The 13,797-nt window shown below is 71.0% G+C and carries 12 protein-coding genes and 1 pseudogene; 4 read left to right on the top strand and 9 right to left on the bottom strand.

The window, feature by feature from the left end; all coding sequences use genetic code 11:
• Positions 1 to 309: 309 nt before the first annotated feature.
• Together IF04_RS0102200 and IF04_RS0102195 are read right to left on the bottom strand one after the other, a co-directional pair.
• Entirely contained in the window at positions 310 to 2,586 is a 2,277-nt protein-coding gene (locus tag IF04_RS0102200; RefSeq protein WP_030249957.1) for a heavy metal translocating P-type ATPase, read from the bottom strand.
• 5 nt (positions 2,587 to 2,591) lie between these two features.
• Positions 2,592 to 2,825: a heavy-metal-associated domain-containing protein gene (locus tag IF04_RS0102195; protein WP_030249952.1), complete on the bottom strand. Its 234-nt coding sequence runs from the start codon at positions 2,823 to 2,825 to the stop codon at positions 2,592 to 2,594.
• 192 nt (positions 2,826 to 3,017) lie between these two features.
• On the opposite strand from IF04_RS0102195, the pseudogene IF04_RS37050 reads away from it, so the two are divergent.
• Positions 3,018 to 3,437: pseudogene (locus IF04_RS37050) on the top strand (DedA family protein); the annotation flags it as partial.
• A gap of 135 nt (positions 3,438 to 3,572) precedes the next feature.
• Here the strand turns inward: IF04_RS37050 and IF04_RS0102190 are convergent.
• Both IF04_RS0102190 and IF04_RS0102185 read right to left on the bottom strand, forming a co-directional pair.
• A complete protein-coding gene (locus IF04_RS0102190; RefSeq protein ID WP_051830644.1) occupies positions 3,573 to 4,391 on the bottom strand; it encodes a sulfite exporter TauE/SafE family protein in 819 nt (272 codons plus the stop codon).
• 14 nt (positions 4,392 to 4,405) lie between these two features.
• The gene (locus IF04_RS0102185; RefSeq protein ID WP_030249945.1) at positions 4,406 to 5,407 is read right to left on the bottom strand and encodes a Gfo/Idh/MocA family protein; all 1,002 of its coding nucleotides are present in this window, start codon (positions 5,405 to 5,407) and stop codon (positions 4,406 to 4,408) included.
• A gap of 150 nt (positions 5,408 to 5,557) precedes the next feature.
• Between IF04_RS0102185 and IF04_RS0102180 the strand changes: the two genes are divergently transcribed.
• Positions 5,558 to 6,628, top strand: a complete 1,071-nt coding sequence (locus IF04_RS0102180; RefSeq protein ID WP_030249942.1) for a LacI family DNA-binding transcriptional regulator — start codon at positions 5,558 to 5,560, stop codon at positions 6,626 to 6,628.
• A gap of 70 nt (positions 6,629 to 6,698) precedes the next feature.
• On the opposite strand, the gene IF04_RS0102175 is transcribed toward IF04_RS0102180, so the two are convergent.
• The 5 genes from IF04_RS0102175 to IF04_RS0102155 all read right to left on the bottom strand — a co-directional run bounded on the left by IF04_RS0102175 (position 6,699) and on the right by IF04_RS0102155 (position 11,511).
• The gene (locus IF04_RS0102175; protein ID WP_030249939.1) at positions 6,699 to 6,905 is read right to left on the bottom strand and encodes a helix-turn-helix transcriptional regulator; all 207 of its coding nucleotides are present in this window, start codon (positions 6,903 to 6,905) and stop codon (positions 6,699 to 6,701) included.
• A gap of 289 nt (positions 6,906 to 7,194) precedes the next feature.
• Positions 7,195 to 8,619: a sugar porter family MFS transporter gene (locus IF04_RS0102170; protein WP_030249938.1), complete on the bottom strand. Its 1,425-nt coding sequence runs from the start codon at positions 8,617 to 8,619 to the stop codon at positions 7,195 to 7,197.
• 4 nt (positions 8,620 to 8,623) lie between these two features.
• A complete protein-coding gene (locus IF04_RS0102165) occupies positions 8,624 to 9,484 on the bottom strand; it encodes a sugar phosphate isomerase/epimerase family protein (protein ID WP_030249935.1) in 861 nt (286 codons plus the stop codon).
• Positions 9,485 to 9,533: 49 nt separating this feature from the next.
• Positions 9,534 to 10,553 (bottom strand): Gfo/Idh/MocA family protein, encoded by a 1,020-nt coding sequence (locus IF04_RS0102160; protein ID WP_030249933.1) that lies wholly within the window; start codon positions 10,551 to 10,553, stop codon positions 9,534 to 9,536.
• Positions 10,554 to 10,590: 37 nt separating this feature from the next.
• The gene (locus tag IF04_RS0102155) at positions 10,591 to 11,511 is read right to left on the bottom strand and encodes a sugar phosphate isomerase/epimerase family protein (RefSeq protein ID WP_030249928.1); all 921 of its coding nucleotides are present in this window, start codon (positions 11,509 to 11,511) and stop codon (positions 10,591 to 10,593) included.
• Positions 11,512 to 11,787: 276 nt separating this feature from the next.
• On the opposite strand from IF04_RS0102155, the gene iolC reads away from it, so the two are divergent.
• Positions 11,788 to 12,795, top strand: a complete 1,008-nt coding sequence (gene iolC / locus IF04_RS0102150) for a 5-dehydro-2-deoxygluconokinase (RefSeq protein ID WP_030249927.1) — start codon at positions 11,788 to 11,790, stop codon at positions 12,793 to 12,795.
• A 60-nt stretch (positions 12,796 to 12,855) separates the two neighbouring features.
• Positions 12,856 to 13,737 (top strand): Cgl0159 family (beta/alpha)8-fold protein, encoded by an 882-nt coding sequence (locus tag IF04_RS0102145; protein WP_030249925.1) that lies wholly within the window; start codon positions 12,856 to 12,858, stop codon positions 13,735 to 13,737.
• Positions 13,738 to 13,797 lie beyond the last annotated feature (60 nt).

The following is a 13,797-nucleotide window of genomic DNA, read 5'->3' as shown; positions in this document are numbered from 1 at the left end:
TACAAGCCCCGCCGGGGTGCTTGTACTGCACGGTTAGACTCACGACCCCCTCGAATGGTTACGTCCGAACCTCTGTGATCTGGGTCTCTTGCCATATCGGGCGAATACGGTCAAGGGTCCCTGTCAGGAGATCGGGGCCCCAGTGTATGGGTACGGTGCGGGTTGTGAGAACTGTGTGAAGGTCCCCAATCAGGTGAAGAACCCCACCCAGTTACCGGCGAAGAACGGGAACTTCCCGGGCCCTGCGTGTATCCCGGGAGCTCCGTTCCATGCAGTTCCATGCAGGGGCTGTCCGCCCCGCAGAGTCTCCTATGTGAAGGACCGCAGCCGCAGGCTGTTCGTCACCACGAAGACCGACGAGAACGCCATCGCCGCGCCCGCGATCATCGGATCGAGCAGCCCGGCCACCGCGAGCGGGATCGCCGCGACGTTGTAACCGAACGCCCAGAACAGATTGCCCTTGATCGTTCCCAGGGTGCGCCGGGCGAGCCGGATGGCGTCGGCCGCGACCCGGAGATCCCCGCGGACGAGGGTGAGGTCGGCGGCCTCGATGGCCGCGTCGGTACCGGTACCGATGGCCAGGCCCAGGTCGGCCCGGGCGAGCGCGGCGGCATCGTTCACGCCGTCCCCGACCATCGCGACCGACCGGCCCCGCTCCTGCAGCCGCTGTACCACCGCGACCTTGTCCTCCGGCATGACCTCGGCGAACACCTGGTCGGGATCGATGCCGACCTCTCGGGCGACGCTCGCCGCGACGGCCTTGTTGTCGCCGGTGAGCAGTACCGGGGTCAGCCCGAGCGACCGCAGTCGCGCGACCGCCTCCGTACTGCCGTCCTTCACGGTGTCGGCGACGGACAGCACGCCGCGCACCCGCCCGTCCCAGGCGACCAGGACGGCCGTACGGCCCGCGGCCTCGGCCCGGTCCCGGGCGTCGGCGAGCTCGGCGGGGAGCGCGGAATCCTCTGTGCCGGCCAGCAGGCGCTCGCGGCCCACGACGACCTCGTGGCCGTCCACCGTGCCGCGTACGCCCAGGCCCGCCACGTTCTCGAAGCGCTCGACCGCCGGAAGCTCCCCCACGCGCTCCTGTGCGCCCTCCGCGATCGCCCGGGCCACCGGGTGCTCCGAGGCGTGCTCCAGGGCGCCGGCGAGCCGCAGCAGGGTCTTCTCGTCCGTGTCCGCCGCCGGGACCGCCTCGTACAGGCTCATCCGCCCGGTGGTGACCGTGCCGGTCTTGTCCAGGACGACCGTGTCGACCCGGCGCGTGGACTCCAGTACCTCCGGGCCCTTGATCAGGATGCCGAGCTGGGCGCCCCGGCCCGTACCGACCATCAGCGCGGTCGGCGTGGCCAGCCCCAGCGCACACGGGCAGGCGATGATCAATACGGCGACCGCGGCGGTGAACGCGGCGGTGGCGTCGCCCGTGACCAGCAGCCGGACGACGAGCGTGGCGAGGGCGATCACCAGTACCACCGGCACGAAGACGGCCGAGATCCGGTCCGCGAGCCGCTGCGCTTCGGCCTTGCCGCTCTGCGCGTCCTCCACGAGCTGCGCCATCCGCGCGAGCCGGGTGTCCGCGCCGATGCGGGTGGCCTCGACGACGAGCCGCCCCGAGGTGTTCACGGTCGCGCCGGTCACGGAGTCGCCCGGCGCCACGTCGACCGGTACCGACTCGCCGGTGAGCATCGAGGCGTCCACGGCCGAGGTGCCCTCGACGACCGTCCCGTCCGTCGCGATCTTCTCCCCGGGCCGCACGACGAACCGGTCGCCGACGGTCAGCCGGTCCACCGGCTCCCGTACCTCCCGGCCGTTGCGCAGGACGGTCACGTCCTTGGCGCCCAGGTCCATCAGCGCGCGCAGCGCGGCGCCCGCCTTCCGCTTGGACCGGGCCTCCAGATAGCGCCCGAGCAGCAGGAACGCGGTGACGCCGGCCGCCGCCTCCAGGTAGATCGCGGACGAGCCGTCCCCGTGCCGGGCCGTCAGATCGAAGCCGTGCCGCATCCCCGGCATCCCGGCGTGCCCGAAGAACAGCGCCCACAGCGACCAGCCGAACGCGGCCAGCGTCCCGAGGGAGACCAGCGTGTCCATGGTGGCGGCGCCGTGCCGCAGGTTCGTCCAGGCCGCGCGGTGGAAGGGGTACGCGCCCCAGACGACGACCGGCGCGGCCAGCGTCAGGCACAGCCACTGCCAGTTGTCGAACTGCAGTACGGGAATCATCGACAGTGCGATCACGGGCGCGGCGAGCACGGCCGAGATGATCAGCCGCTGGCGCAGCGCCGCCAGGGCGCCGTCGGGCCCCTCCTGGGCTCCGGCTTCCTTCTCCTCGTGTGCGCCCGGCGCGGGGGCGGCCGGCTCCGGCTCGGGCTCCGGCTCGCGCGCCGTATACCCGGTCCGCTCCACCGTGGCGATCAGATCGGCGATCTCGACGCCCGGCTCATAGGCGACCCTCGCCTTCTCCGTCGCGTAGTTGACGGTGGCGGTGACGCCCTCCATGCGGTTGAGCTTCTTCTCCACGCGCGCGGCGCACGAGGCGCAGGTCATGCCGCCGATGGCCAGCTCGACCTGCGCCTGCACGGCTGTGTCCGGCATGGGGGTCAGGCCTGGCCCACGAGCTCGTAGCCGGCCTCGTCGACGGCGGCGCGCACGGCCTCCTCGTCGAGCGGGGCCTGCGAGACGACGGTGACGAGTCCGGTCGCGGCGACGGCCTCGACCGAGCTGACACCGGCGATCTCCGAGATCTCCTGCTTCACGGCGCCCTCACAGTGACCGCAGGTCATGCCGGTGACCTTGTAGGTGGTGGTGACGGTCTGGTCGGCCGGTGCGGACATGGGATTCTCCTAGTGCCGGGGTGACGGTTGGTGTCCTGTGTTCCACTGTATACCCCTAGGGGGTATGAATGCACGGGTATCCCGCGCCGCCGCCGAAAAACCCACCCGAACCCTACGGAATTGGCCATGCCGCCGTGATGGGGTCAGCCTGGAAGGGCACGAGGAACGCCGGGCCGAGGGATCGGGGCCGCCGTGAACGCGCTCGCCATCTACGGGCTGCTGGCACTGACCACCGCGCCACCACTCCTGCCCAACGCCGCCCTGCTCGCCTGGTCCGGCGTCCTCGCCGCCCACGGCACCCTCCACCTCCCCCTCGTCCTCCTGGTCGTGGCAGGGAGCGCGGTGGTGGGGGACCTGGTGCTGCATTTGGTGGCACGGAGGTTCGGGGGGCCGGTGCGGCGGTGGATGGGCCACAGCGCGCGGCGCCGGGTGTTCCTGGAACGCACGAGCCTGCTGATCGAACGGTACGGCGTGCCCTTCGTGGCGGGCGTCCGCTTCCTCCCGGCGGGGCGGGTCGCCGGGGCGCTCGCCACCGGCGTGGTCCGGTACCCCGTGCGGCGTTACCTCCTCGGCTGCGTGATCGCCGAGACGCTCTGGGCCTCGTACTCGGTCGGCCTCGGCTACCTCGGTGTCACGGCCACCAGCTCCCTCGTCCCGGCCCTCGCCCTGAGCCTCGGGCTCTCCACGGCGGTCTGCGGTGCGACGGCCCTGGTCCAGCACGTGGTGGTGCGGCGGCTGGCCGCTCGCTCAACGGAGCAGGTTGATGGCTGCCGCCGTGGTCAGGAGGAGGGTGAGGCGGGTGAAGAGGGGTTGGTTGAGGTGGGGGATGCAGCGGCGGCCGAGGTGGGCGCCGAGGAGGAGGGCGGGGAGGAGGGCCGCGTCGAGCAGGAGGGTGTGCGGGGTGAGCAGGCCGAGGCCGGCGCTGAAGGGCAGCTTGAAGGCGTTCACCAGGAAGAAGAACCAGGCCGCCGTGCCGAGGAAGCCGAGCATGCCGAGCCTTGAGGCGAGCAGGTAGAGGGACATCGCCGGGCCGCCCGCGTTGGCGACCATGGTGGCGAAGCCGGCCATGAGGCCGTAGAGGGGGGTGCGGAGGGAGCGGGAAGTACGGGGGCGGGCTGCTGTGTCGGTGGTCGTGCCGGGGCAGGGTGAGGTGGTGGCCGCCGCCTCCGTGCCCGAGGGGGGAGTGCCGGGCGGGGACTTTCGGGGGCGGCGTTGCCACAGGTGGTGGGCCGTGATGGTCAGGAGGAGGGCGCCGATGGTGCGGCGTATGAGGGTGTCGTCGGCGACGGCGGTGAACGCGACGCCCACGAGGACGCCCGCGGCGACCGACGGGAAGAGGCGGCGCAGGGTCGGGAGGTCGGCGTGGCGGCGGTAGGTCCGTACGGCGATGACGTCGCCGACGAGGAGGAGGGGCAGCAGGACGCCGGTGGACTCCTTGGCGGGGAGTACGGCGGCGAACAGGGCCACGCTGACGGCGGCCACGCCGCTGAGGGCGGTCTTGGAGAAGCCCGCCAGCAGCGCGGCCACCACCAGGGTGAGCAGGGGGAGCAGTTCCAGGCCGAGCACGGTGGTGACGCGGCTCAGGCGCGTACGTCGGCGATCGCGACCGGCTCGCCGGTGCGGCGCGAGCGGTCGCACGCCTCCGCGATGTAGAGCGCTTCGAGGGCGTCGGCGGCCGGGCAGGGGTTCTCCGCGCGACCCGCCGCGACCTCGGTGAAGGCAGTCAGCTCGGTGACGTACGCGTCGTGGAAGCGCTCCATGAACGTCGCGTACGGGGTGGCCTGCTGCCAGGAGAGCCGGGCCTCGGCGGTGGGCATCGGGGCGCGGTCGTCCAGGCCGACGAAGCGGGCGCCCTCGGAGCCGCACACCTCCAGTCGGACGTCGTGGCCCGCGCCGTTGTACCGGGTGGCGGTGACGGTCGCGAGGGTGTCGTCGTCGAAGCGGAGCAGCGCCGCGCAGGTGTCCACGTCGTCGCCGTCGGTGAAGAAGGACTCGCCCTTGTTGGCGCCCTGGGCGTAGACGGAGACGACCTCGCGGCCGGTCAGCCAGCGCAGGATGTCGAAGTCGTGGATGGAGCAGTCGCGGAAGAGGCCACCGGAGGTGGGGATGTACGCGGCGGGGGGCGGCGTCTGGTCCGACGTACAGGCGCGGAGGGTGTGCAGCCAGCCCAGCTCGCCGGAGCGGAGCGCGTCGCGGGTGGCGTTGTAGCCCGCGTCGAAGCGGCGCTGGAAGCCGATCTGTACGGGGACGGGGCTGTGCGCGGCGCGCTCGACGACGGCGAGGGTGCCGGGGACGTCGAGCGCCACCGGCTTCTCGCAGAAGACCGGGACCTCGTGGTCCAGGGCCTGGTGGATGAGAGAGGCGTGGGCGCTGGTGGCGGCGGCGATCACCACGCCGTCCAGACCGCCCGCGTACATGTCCTTGAGGGTGTCGGCGGCCTGGAGGCCGAGCTTGTCACCCAGCTCGTGGGCGCGGGCGGCGTCCGCGTCCGCGACGACGATCTCGTGCACGCCGGGGACGCTCTTCAGCGTCTCGGCGTGGAACGCGCCGATGCGGCCGGTGCCGATGAGGCCGAGCTTCATTGCTGCCACTCCCTTGTCCATCACCTTGGAACGGTCCAATCGCTGTCCAGGAACCCTGCATGTCCTTACATAGGGGTGTCAACCCTTGGGGAAGGGGGAGTGTGGTCGTGCGTTGACGGGTTCGTGCGGTGAATGGAAGGATTTCGCGCCATGGAACGGTCCAAGGAGTCTGCGGGGCGGGCGATGGCGCAGGGGGCGGCCGCCAGGCCCCCGACGATCCGCAGCGTCGCCGAGCGCGCGGGCGTCTCCAAGTCGCTGGTCTCCCTCGTGCTGCAGGGATCGCCGCAGGTCAGCGACGCCAAGCGGGCCGCCGTGCTGGAAGCGGTACGGGAGCTGGACTACCGGCCCAACGCCGCGGCGCGCAGCCTCGTGGCGCGGCGTACGCACACCGTCGGCGTGCTCCTCAACGACATGCGCAACCCCTGGTTCGTCGAGTTGCTGGACGGCCTGAACTCCGTACTGCACGCGCACGGCCTGCGGATGCTGATGGCCGACGGCCGGCTCAACCGGCACACGGGCGAGGACTTCACCCGTACGTTCGCCGAGCTGCGGGTGGACGGCCTGGTCGCGGTGGGCACGCTGCCGGACACCGGTGCGCTCGCGGAGGCCGCCGGGCGGCTGCCGACCGTCGTCGCCGGCACCCACGACCCGAAGCTGCCCCGGGTGGACACCGTCGCCAACGACGACGAGCGCGGCGCCCGGCTCGCGACCGAGCACCTCATCGGCCTCGGCCACCGCCGGATCGCGCACATCATGGGCCAGGGCAGCGTCGGGCAGCTGCGCCGGCGCGGCTACGAAGCGGCGATGCGCGCACACGGGCTGGACGACAGGGTGCTGATGGCGCCCAGCGACGCGACCGAGGAGGGCGGTTACCGGGCGGCGGTGCGGCTGCTCGGCAGTACGGGCCGCCGCACGAGCGGGGTCGAACGCCCCACCGCCGTCTTCGCGTTCAACGACATCACGGCCGTCGGCGCGCTCTCGGCGGCGCAGGAGCTGGGCCTCGACGTGCCCCGCGACCTCTCCCTCATCGGCTGCGACAACACGTATCTCGCGCGGATCCGGCACCTGTGGCTGACCACCGTGAACAACGCCAGTCACGAGGTGGGGCGGCGGGCCGCGCGGTGCCTGCTGGACCGGATGGACCGCCCGGACCGCCCCGCCGAACGGCAGCTCGTGGAGCCGACCTTGGAGGTCCGGGGGACGGCAGCGGCCCCGTACTGAGGCCCCGCACCGGGGCGGTACGGGGCCTTGAACGGACGAGGGACAACGGTCGGCGGACGGCGGCTGGGGCTCAGTCCTCGCGGTCGCGCCGGCCCCGGTGGCCGGGGCGGCGGGTCACCCATTCCCGCACGGTGTCGGCGAACCAGTACGGCTTGCCGCCCTCCACGAGGTCGGGTGGTGGCAGCAGGCCGTGCTTGCGGTAGGAGCGCACGGTGTCCGGCTGGACCCGGATGTGTGCGGCGATCTCCTTGTACGACCAGAGCCTCCGGTCGGTCATGTTCTGCGCACCTCCCTCGGCCGCACGCAGGGCGGCTCCAAGAGAGCCCGCGGGGGAACTGCGTACGGCGTGGCGATCACTCACCCTGTGCCCGGTGCAACGACGCCCTTGAGCAGCGGGGTCAGGCTGTTGAGGGCCTGTTACCGAAGACCCGCGTAACGGTGACGACGGTGACGCGGCCCGGACGGCCGTTTCCGTACGGAGAAGGGCGCCCTCGTACAGAGAACTCGTACGGAGCAGGGCCGGGCGATCGCCTCGCCCGGCCCCGCTCACCCCGTGGTCCCCCTAGTCACGCCCCTGTGGCCGCGGCCTTGCGCAGCTCGTGTTCCAGATCCTCCAGGGCCATGCCCTTGGTCTCCGGCGCGTACCGCTTGCAGAAGACCAGCGACAGCACGCACATGACGCCGAAGAGCCAGAACGTGAGGGCGGCGCCGGCCGCGTCCAGCAGCACCGGGAAGAGCAGCGCCACCCCGAAGTTGACGAGCCACATCACGAACACCGCCGCGCCCATGGCCAGTCCCCGCACCTTCAGGGGGAACATCTCGGCGAGCAGCAGCCACACCCCGGTGTTCAGCGTGGCCTGCATGAAGGCCATGTAGAGCACCATCAGGCCGAGTACGAGGTAGCTGACCCCGGTGGACTGCGGGAGGTGGAAGGACGCGCCGAGCAGGGCCAGGGAGACGGTCATCCCCGTCAGACCCCAGATCAACATCGGGCGGCGGCCGACCTTGTCGATCAGTGACATGCCGACCCCGGTGGCGAGCACGGAGATCGCGCCGACCGCGATGGTCGCGGTGATCGCGGCGTTCGTGCCCAGCCCGGTGGTCAGCAGGATCTTCGGGGCGAAGTAGATGACCGCGTTGACGCCGGTGATCTGCTGGACGATCGCGAGGCCGATGCCGACCAGGAGGATGCGGCGCACCCAGGGGGTGCGCAGTTCCTGCCAGGCGCCGCGCTGGGCGTTCTCCTCCAGGGCACGGGCCTGCTCGATGCGGGCCAGCTCGTCGTCCACTTCAGCGGCCGGCAGGGTACGCCGCAGGACGGCACCCGCTTCGTCCGTGCGCCCCTTGCTGATGTACCAGCGCGGAGTGTCCGGCAGGAAGAACAGGCCGATGAAGAGGGCGACGGCGGGCAGCGCGGCGAGGCCGAGCATCCAGCGCCACGCCTCCCAGTGCGCGAGCACCGCGTTGATCAGGTACGCCAGCAGCTGGCCGCTGACGATCATCAGGGAATTGAAGGAGACCAGCCGCCCCCGTATGTGCGGCGGGGCGATCTCCGACAGGTACAGCGGGGTGATGACGGACGCGCTGCCCACGGCGAGCCCGAGGACGAAGCGCGCCACCACCATGAAGGCGACCGAGGGCGCGAGCGCGACGGCTATCGCACCCCCGATGAACACCGCGCCCGCCCACAGCAGGGAGTTGCGGCGGCCGAGCCGGTCCGACATGCGGCCGCCGGCCAGCGAGCCGAAGGCCGCGCCGATCAGCAGGGCGCTGGTGATGACGCCTTCCCCGAGGGAGGTGAGGCCGAAGTGCTCCTCCATGAAGGGGAGGGCGCCGGAGACGACTCCGGTGTCGTAGCCGAACAGGGCGCCGCCGATGGCGGCTATGGCAGCGATGCCGACGATGAAGCGCTGGGCCTTCTTGCCGGCCGTGCGGGGGTCCTCGGGGGTCTCCTCGCGCACGGCGGTGCCCGGTCCGGTCGGGGCGGCCATCAGGTCAGCCCCAGTACCGGGTGACGTACTCGCCGATCGTCTCCCGCATGAAGCGGGAGGAGTCCTTCGCCCGTTCCTCCCAGGCGAAGACCGAGGAGACCAGCGTGCCGTCGAAGCCGTTGGCGGCCAGCTCCCGGAAGAGCTCGTCGAAGTCGACCTCGCCCTGGCCGATGTCCAGGTGCTGGTGGATCCGTACGGTCGAGCCCGGCGGGTTGACGATGTAGCGCAGCCCGGAGGAGCCGGTGTGGTCGAAGGAGTCGGCCAGGTGGACGGCGGTGGTCAGGTCGCCCGCGTGCTTCAGGATGCCCGGCGCGTCGTTGCCCTGATGGAAGGTGTGCGGCGCGCAGTACAAGAAGGACACCAGCGGGCTGTTGATGCCGCGGATCATGTCGACGGCGGCGTGGCCGTCCTCGATGAAGTCGTCCGGGTGCGGCTCCAGGGCGAGCGTGATGCTCTCCCGTTCGAAGACCGGCAGCAGCTCCTCCAGGGAGCGCCAGAACTGTCCCTCGCTGCGGTCGGCCTTCTCGGGGCGGCCGTTGAACTCCGAGTTCATCGCGGAGACGCCGAGGTCGGCGGTGATCTGGATGGCCCGCTTCCAGTACCGGACGGCGGCCTGGCGCTCGTCCTCGTCCGGCGAGGACCACTTGTACAGCGGGAGGACGGAGGAGATGCCGACGCCCGCCGCGGTCAGCTCCTTGCGGAACTTCTGCACGGTGCCGTCGTCCACGCGCGGATGCAGGAAGAAGGGGGTGAAGTCCTCGCGCGGCGACAGCTCGATCCACTCGAAGCCCAGTTCGGCGACGAGGCCGGGGAGTTCGAGCAGCGGGACGTTCCGGAACATGTACGGGTCAAGGGCGATCTTCACGGGAGGGGCAGCCTTTCGAAGTACAGGGAGGAGTCCGGGGCCCGGAGCGCTAGCGGTACAGGGCCGGGCGCTCGGCCAGTTCCACGGTGACGCGCTCGCCGGTCTCCTGGGCGCGCACGCCGGCCTCGCAGACGGCCGCAGCGGCGTAGCCGTCCCAGACGCTCGGGCCCTCGACCTCGCCGCGGCGGGTGGCGTCCACCCAGCGCTGCACCTGGTGGTCGTAGGCGTCGGCGAAGCGGTCCTCGAAGCCGGGGTCGATGGCGCCGCCCCAGCCGGTGGCGGTGTTGGCGAAGACGCCGTGGTTGTCGCCGATGCGGGCGGTGCCGTCGGTGCAGACCGCCTCGCACATCACCTGGTAGCCGAAGCCGCAGTTGACGAACAGCTCGGTGTCGACGATCTGGCCGGAAGCGGTCTCGAACAGGATGAGCTGCGGGTCGCTCAGGCCCTCGGGGGCCTTGTCGGTGGGCTTAGGGAAGAGCACGCGGACGGCAGTGATCTCCTCGTCCAGCAGCCAGCGGGTGACGTCGATCTCGTGCACGGCCGAGTCGTTGATCATCATCGCGTTGGTGAAGCCGGGCGGGCAGTTGGGGTTGCGGTGCTTGTTGTGCAGCATCAGCGGCCGCCCGTAGGCGCCCTGGTCCAGCTGGGCCTTGAGCTTCATGTAGTCGGCGTCGTAGCGGCGCATGAAGCCGACCTGTACGCGGCGGTGGCCCAGCTTCTCCTCGGCCTTCAGGACACGGAGCGCGGACTCGGCATCCGGGGTGAGCGGCTTCTCGCACAGCACCGGCAGGTCCCGCTCGAACGCGGCGAGCAGCGTGGCCTCGTGGGCCGGGCCGGGGGAGGCGATCAGTACCGCGCCGACCGCCGGATCGTCCATCGCGGCGACCGGGTCGGTGTAGGGCGTACACCCCTCGATGCCGTCGGCGATGGCCTTCACCCGGGCGGCGTCGATGTCCACCACGGCGGCGACCCGCGCGCCACTGATGACGTCATTGATGCGGCGTACGTGGTCCGAGCCCATCCGGCCGGTGCCGATGACCGCGACCCCGAGCGTTCCGTGCTGCGTCATGGTTCGTGCTCCTCGTCTTCATTGCGGAGTGGGGGAGTTACGCGCCGCAGGAGCGCAGGAAGCGGCGGGTGCGCTCGGCGATCGGGTACGGCTGGGTGGGCGGGCAGGGGTACATGTCCTGCTCGACGATGGCGAAGAGGTCCACGTCCAGGGCCTGCGCGGCCTCCAGGACGGGCGGCAGGGCGGGCACGCCGAGCGGCGGCTCGCACATCACGCCCTGCTTGACGGCGGGCCCGAAGGGGGTGCCGTTGGCCTGTACGTCGGCCAGGATGTCGGGGTCGACCTGCTTGAGGTGGAGGTAGCCGATCCGCTCGCCGTAGGTCTTGATCAGCTTGACGCTGTCGCCGCCGCAGTAGGCGTAGTGGCCGGTGTCCAGACAGAGGTTGACCAGCGAGGAGTCCGTGCCGTCAAGGAAGCGCTCGACGTGCTCCTCGGTGTCGATGTGGGTGTCGGCGTGCGGGTGCACCACGATGTCCAGGCCGAACTCGTCGCGTACCTGCTTCGCCAGCCGCTCCATGCCGCCGGTGAGGTGCTTCCACTGCTCGGTGGTCAGCTCGCTCGGCTCGATGAGCTCGGCGGTCTTGTCGTCGCGCCAGAAGGACGGGATCACGACGAGGTGCCCCGCGTCCATCGCCTTGGTCAGCGTGGCGACCTCGCTGACGTGCTGCCAGGTCGCGTCCCAGTTGTCGGGGCCGCGGTGCATCGAGGTGAAGATCGTGCCGGCCGACACTTTCAGGTCACGCTTGGCGATCTCGCCGTGGAGTACGGCAGGGTCGGTGGGGAGGTATCCGTAAGGCCCCAGTTCGATCCATTCGTAACCGGCCTCGCTGACCTCGTCCAGGAAGCGTTCCCAAGGGACCTGCTGGTCGTCCTCGGGGAACCAGACGCCCCAGGAATCGGGTGCCGATCCGACGCGGAGCCGGTCCAGACGGGGCACATCTGCGCTGGGTACGGGCATGGTGCGGCTCTCCTCTCACCGGTCGGCGGTGACCGGGAAGGGACGGGGTGGGGTTGTGGTGGCACAGCCTTCATCGGCCTGCCGAGCCTGTCAAGACTTCGTCCTGACATAAGGACTTAAGGACTTTGTAACGCGTGGTGACTCGGCCATCATCGCATCGTCGACGTCAGAATGTAAGGACAAACTGTTGACAGGGTGTGAGTCGCCCCGTTAGACCTGTGGTCGGAGCCGACCTGGCCGGAGCTTTCCAAGACCGGCCGTAGCGAAGGGGCGCACATGACCGAGCCGATCGACACCGGCCGCTTTGACCTGATCACCATGGGCCGCATCGGGGTGGACATCTATCCGCTGCAGACCGGCGTCTCGCTGGCCGAGGTGGAGACGTTCGGGAAGTTCCTGGGCGGCTCGGCCACCAACGTCGCGGTCGCCGCCGCCCGGCAGGGCCGCCGCACCGCCGTGATCAGCCGTACCGGTGCCGACCCCTTCGGCACGTACATCCACAACGCCCTGCGCGACTTCGGCGTGGACGACCGCTGGGTGACCCCCGTCGCGCAGTACCCGACCCCGGTCACCTTCTGCGAGATCTTCCCGCCGGACGACTTCCCGCTGTACTTCTATCGCCGCCCCAAGGCCCCTGACCTGGTCATCCGTCCCGAGGAGCTGGACCAGGACGCGATCCGGGCCGCCAAGGTCTTCTGGATCACCGGTACCGGCCTGTGCGAGGAGCCCAGCCGCTCCGCGACGCTCGCCGCCCTGGAGGCGCGCGGCAAGTCCGGCATCACCGTCTTCGACCTGGACTGGCGGCCGATGTTCTGGGGCGGCCAGGGCGGCGCCTCCGGGGACGGCGGCGAGACCGGCCCGCAGGCGATGGCCAACGCCCGTCCGTACTACGAAGCGGCGCTGGCGCACGCCACCGTCGCGGTCGGCAACGTCGACGAGGCGGAGGTTGCCACCGGCCTGCGCGACCCGAAGGCGTGCGCCCAGGCGCTGCTGGACATGGGCGTCGAGCTGGCCGTCATCAAGCAGGGCCCCAAGGGCGTGCTCGCCGTGCACCGCGACGGCCGCACCGCCGAGGTTCCGCCCACCCCGGTCGAGGTCGTCAACGGCCTCGGCGCGGGCGACTCCTTCGGCGGCGCCCTCGTGCACGGCCTGCTCTCCGGCTGGGAGCTGGAACCGATGATGCGGTACGCCAACGCCGCCGGCGCCATCGTCGCCGCCCGCCTGGCCTGCTCCTCCGCCATGCCGACCGCCACCGAGGTCGAAGCGTTCCTCGCGGAGCGCTGAGACCACCGCCGCACACCGCCCGCGTGGACATCGCGGGCGCTCAAGAAGGTGAGTTACGCCTTGACCACACCGCTCTCCGACCTCGTGCGGCTGCGGGCCCGGCACCCCGAAGCCGTCGCGGAAGCCGCGGCCCGCCGCACCCGCCGCCCCCTCATCGGCGACAGTGGCCGGCTGATGATCGTCGCCGCCGACCACCCCGCGCGCGGCGCGCTGGCCGTCGGCGACCACAAGCTGGCCATGGCGGACCGTTTCGACCTGCTGGAACGGCTCTCGCTCGCGCTGTCCCGGCCCGGCGTGGACGGCGTGCTCGGCACCGCCGACATCCTGGAGGACCTGCTCCTCATGGGGGCGCTGGAGAACAAGGTCGTGATGGGCTCGATGAACCGCGGTGGCATCGCCGGCGCGTCCTTCGAGATGGACGACCGCTTCACCGGCCACCGCCCGCAGGACATCGCACGGCTCCGCTTCGACTGCGGCAAGCTGCTGCTGCGCATCGACTACGACGACGCCGGGTCGCTGGACACCATGGAGTCCACGGCGCGCGCCATCGACGCCATGGCCGAGCGGGAACTGCCGCTCTTCGTCGAGCCGTTCATCTCCCGCCGGATCGACGGCAAGGTGAAGAACGACCTGAGCGCCGAGGCCGTGACCAAGTCCGTCGCCATCGCCTCCGGACTCGGCGGCACCTCCGCGTACACCTGGCTCAAGCTGCCGGTCACCGAGGACCCCGACGACATGGCGCAGGTCTGCGAGACCTCCACGCTGCCGACGGTGCTGCTCGGCGGCGACATCTCGGCAACCGACCAGGACGCGACGTACGAGAAGTGGCGCAAGGCCCTGCACCTGCCGACCGTGCAGGGACTGGTCGCCGGACGCTCGCTGCTCTACCCCGTGGACGGGGATGTGGCGGGGGCTGTGGATACCGCCGTCAGCCTTCTGTAGCCGCGGTTGGCGCGGAAGTTGTCCACAGGTCCTGTCACCGTCAGTGTTCAGTAGGAGACT

This window comes from Streptomyces violens (assembly GCF_000717745.1).
Classification (GTDB): domain Bacteria; phylum Actinomycetota; class Actinomycetes; order Streptomycetales; family Streptomycetaceae; genus Streptomyces; species Streptomyces violens.
The sequence above is the reverse complement of the archived record's forward strand: the minus strand, read 5'-3'. Positions and strand labels throughout refer to the sequence as shown.

What these genes read in the sequence shown, in the direction of transcription:
- IF04_RS0102200 (WP_030249957.1), bottom strand. Translation starts at nt 2,586, where the DNA reads ATGCCGGACACAGCCGTGCAGGCGCAGGTCGAGCTGGCCATCGGCGGC.
- IF04_RS0102195 (WP_030249952.1), bottom strand. Translation starts at nt 2,825, where the DNA reads ATGTCCGCACCGGCCGACCAGACCGTCACCACCACCTACAAGGTCACC.
- IF04_RS0102185 (WP_030249945.1), bottom strand. Translation starts at nt 5,407, where the DNA reads ATGAAGCTCGGCCTCATCGGCACCGGCCGCATCGGCGCGTTCCACGCC.
- IF04_RS0102180 (WP_030249942.1), top strand. Translation starts at nt 5,558, where the DNA reads ATGGAACGGTCCAAGGAGTCTGCGGGGCGGGCGATGGCGCAGGGGGCG.
- IF04_RS0102175 (WP_030249939.1), bottom strand. Translation starts at nt 6,905, where the DNA reads ATGACCGACCGGAGGCTCTGGTCGTACAAGGAGATCGCCGCACACATC.
- IF04_RS0102170 (WP_030249938.1), bottom strand. Translation starts at nt 8,619, where the DNA reads ATGGCCGCCCCGACCGGACCGGGCACCGCCGTGCGCGAGGAGACCCCC.
- IF04_RS0102160 (WP_030249933.1), bottom strand. Translation starts at nt 10,553, where the DNA reads ATGACGCAGCACGGAACGCTCGGGGTCGCGGTCATCGGCACCGGCCGG.
- IF04_RS0102155 (WP_030249928.1), bottom strand. Translation starts at nt 11,511, where the DNA reads ATGCCCGTACCCAGCGCAGATGTGCCCCGTCTGGACCGGCTCCGCGTC.
- iolC (WP_030249927.1), top strand. Translation starts at nt 11,788, where the DNA reads ATGACCGAGCCGATCGACACCGGCCGCTTTGACCTGATCACCATGGGC.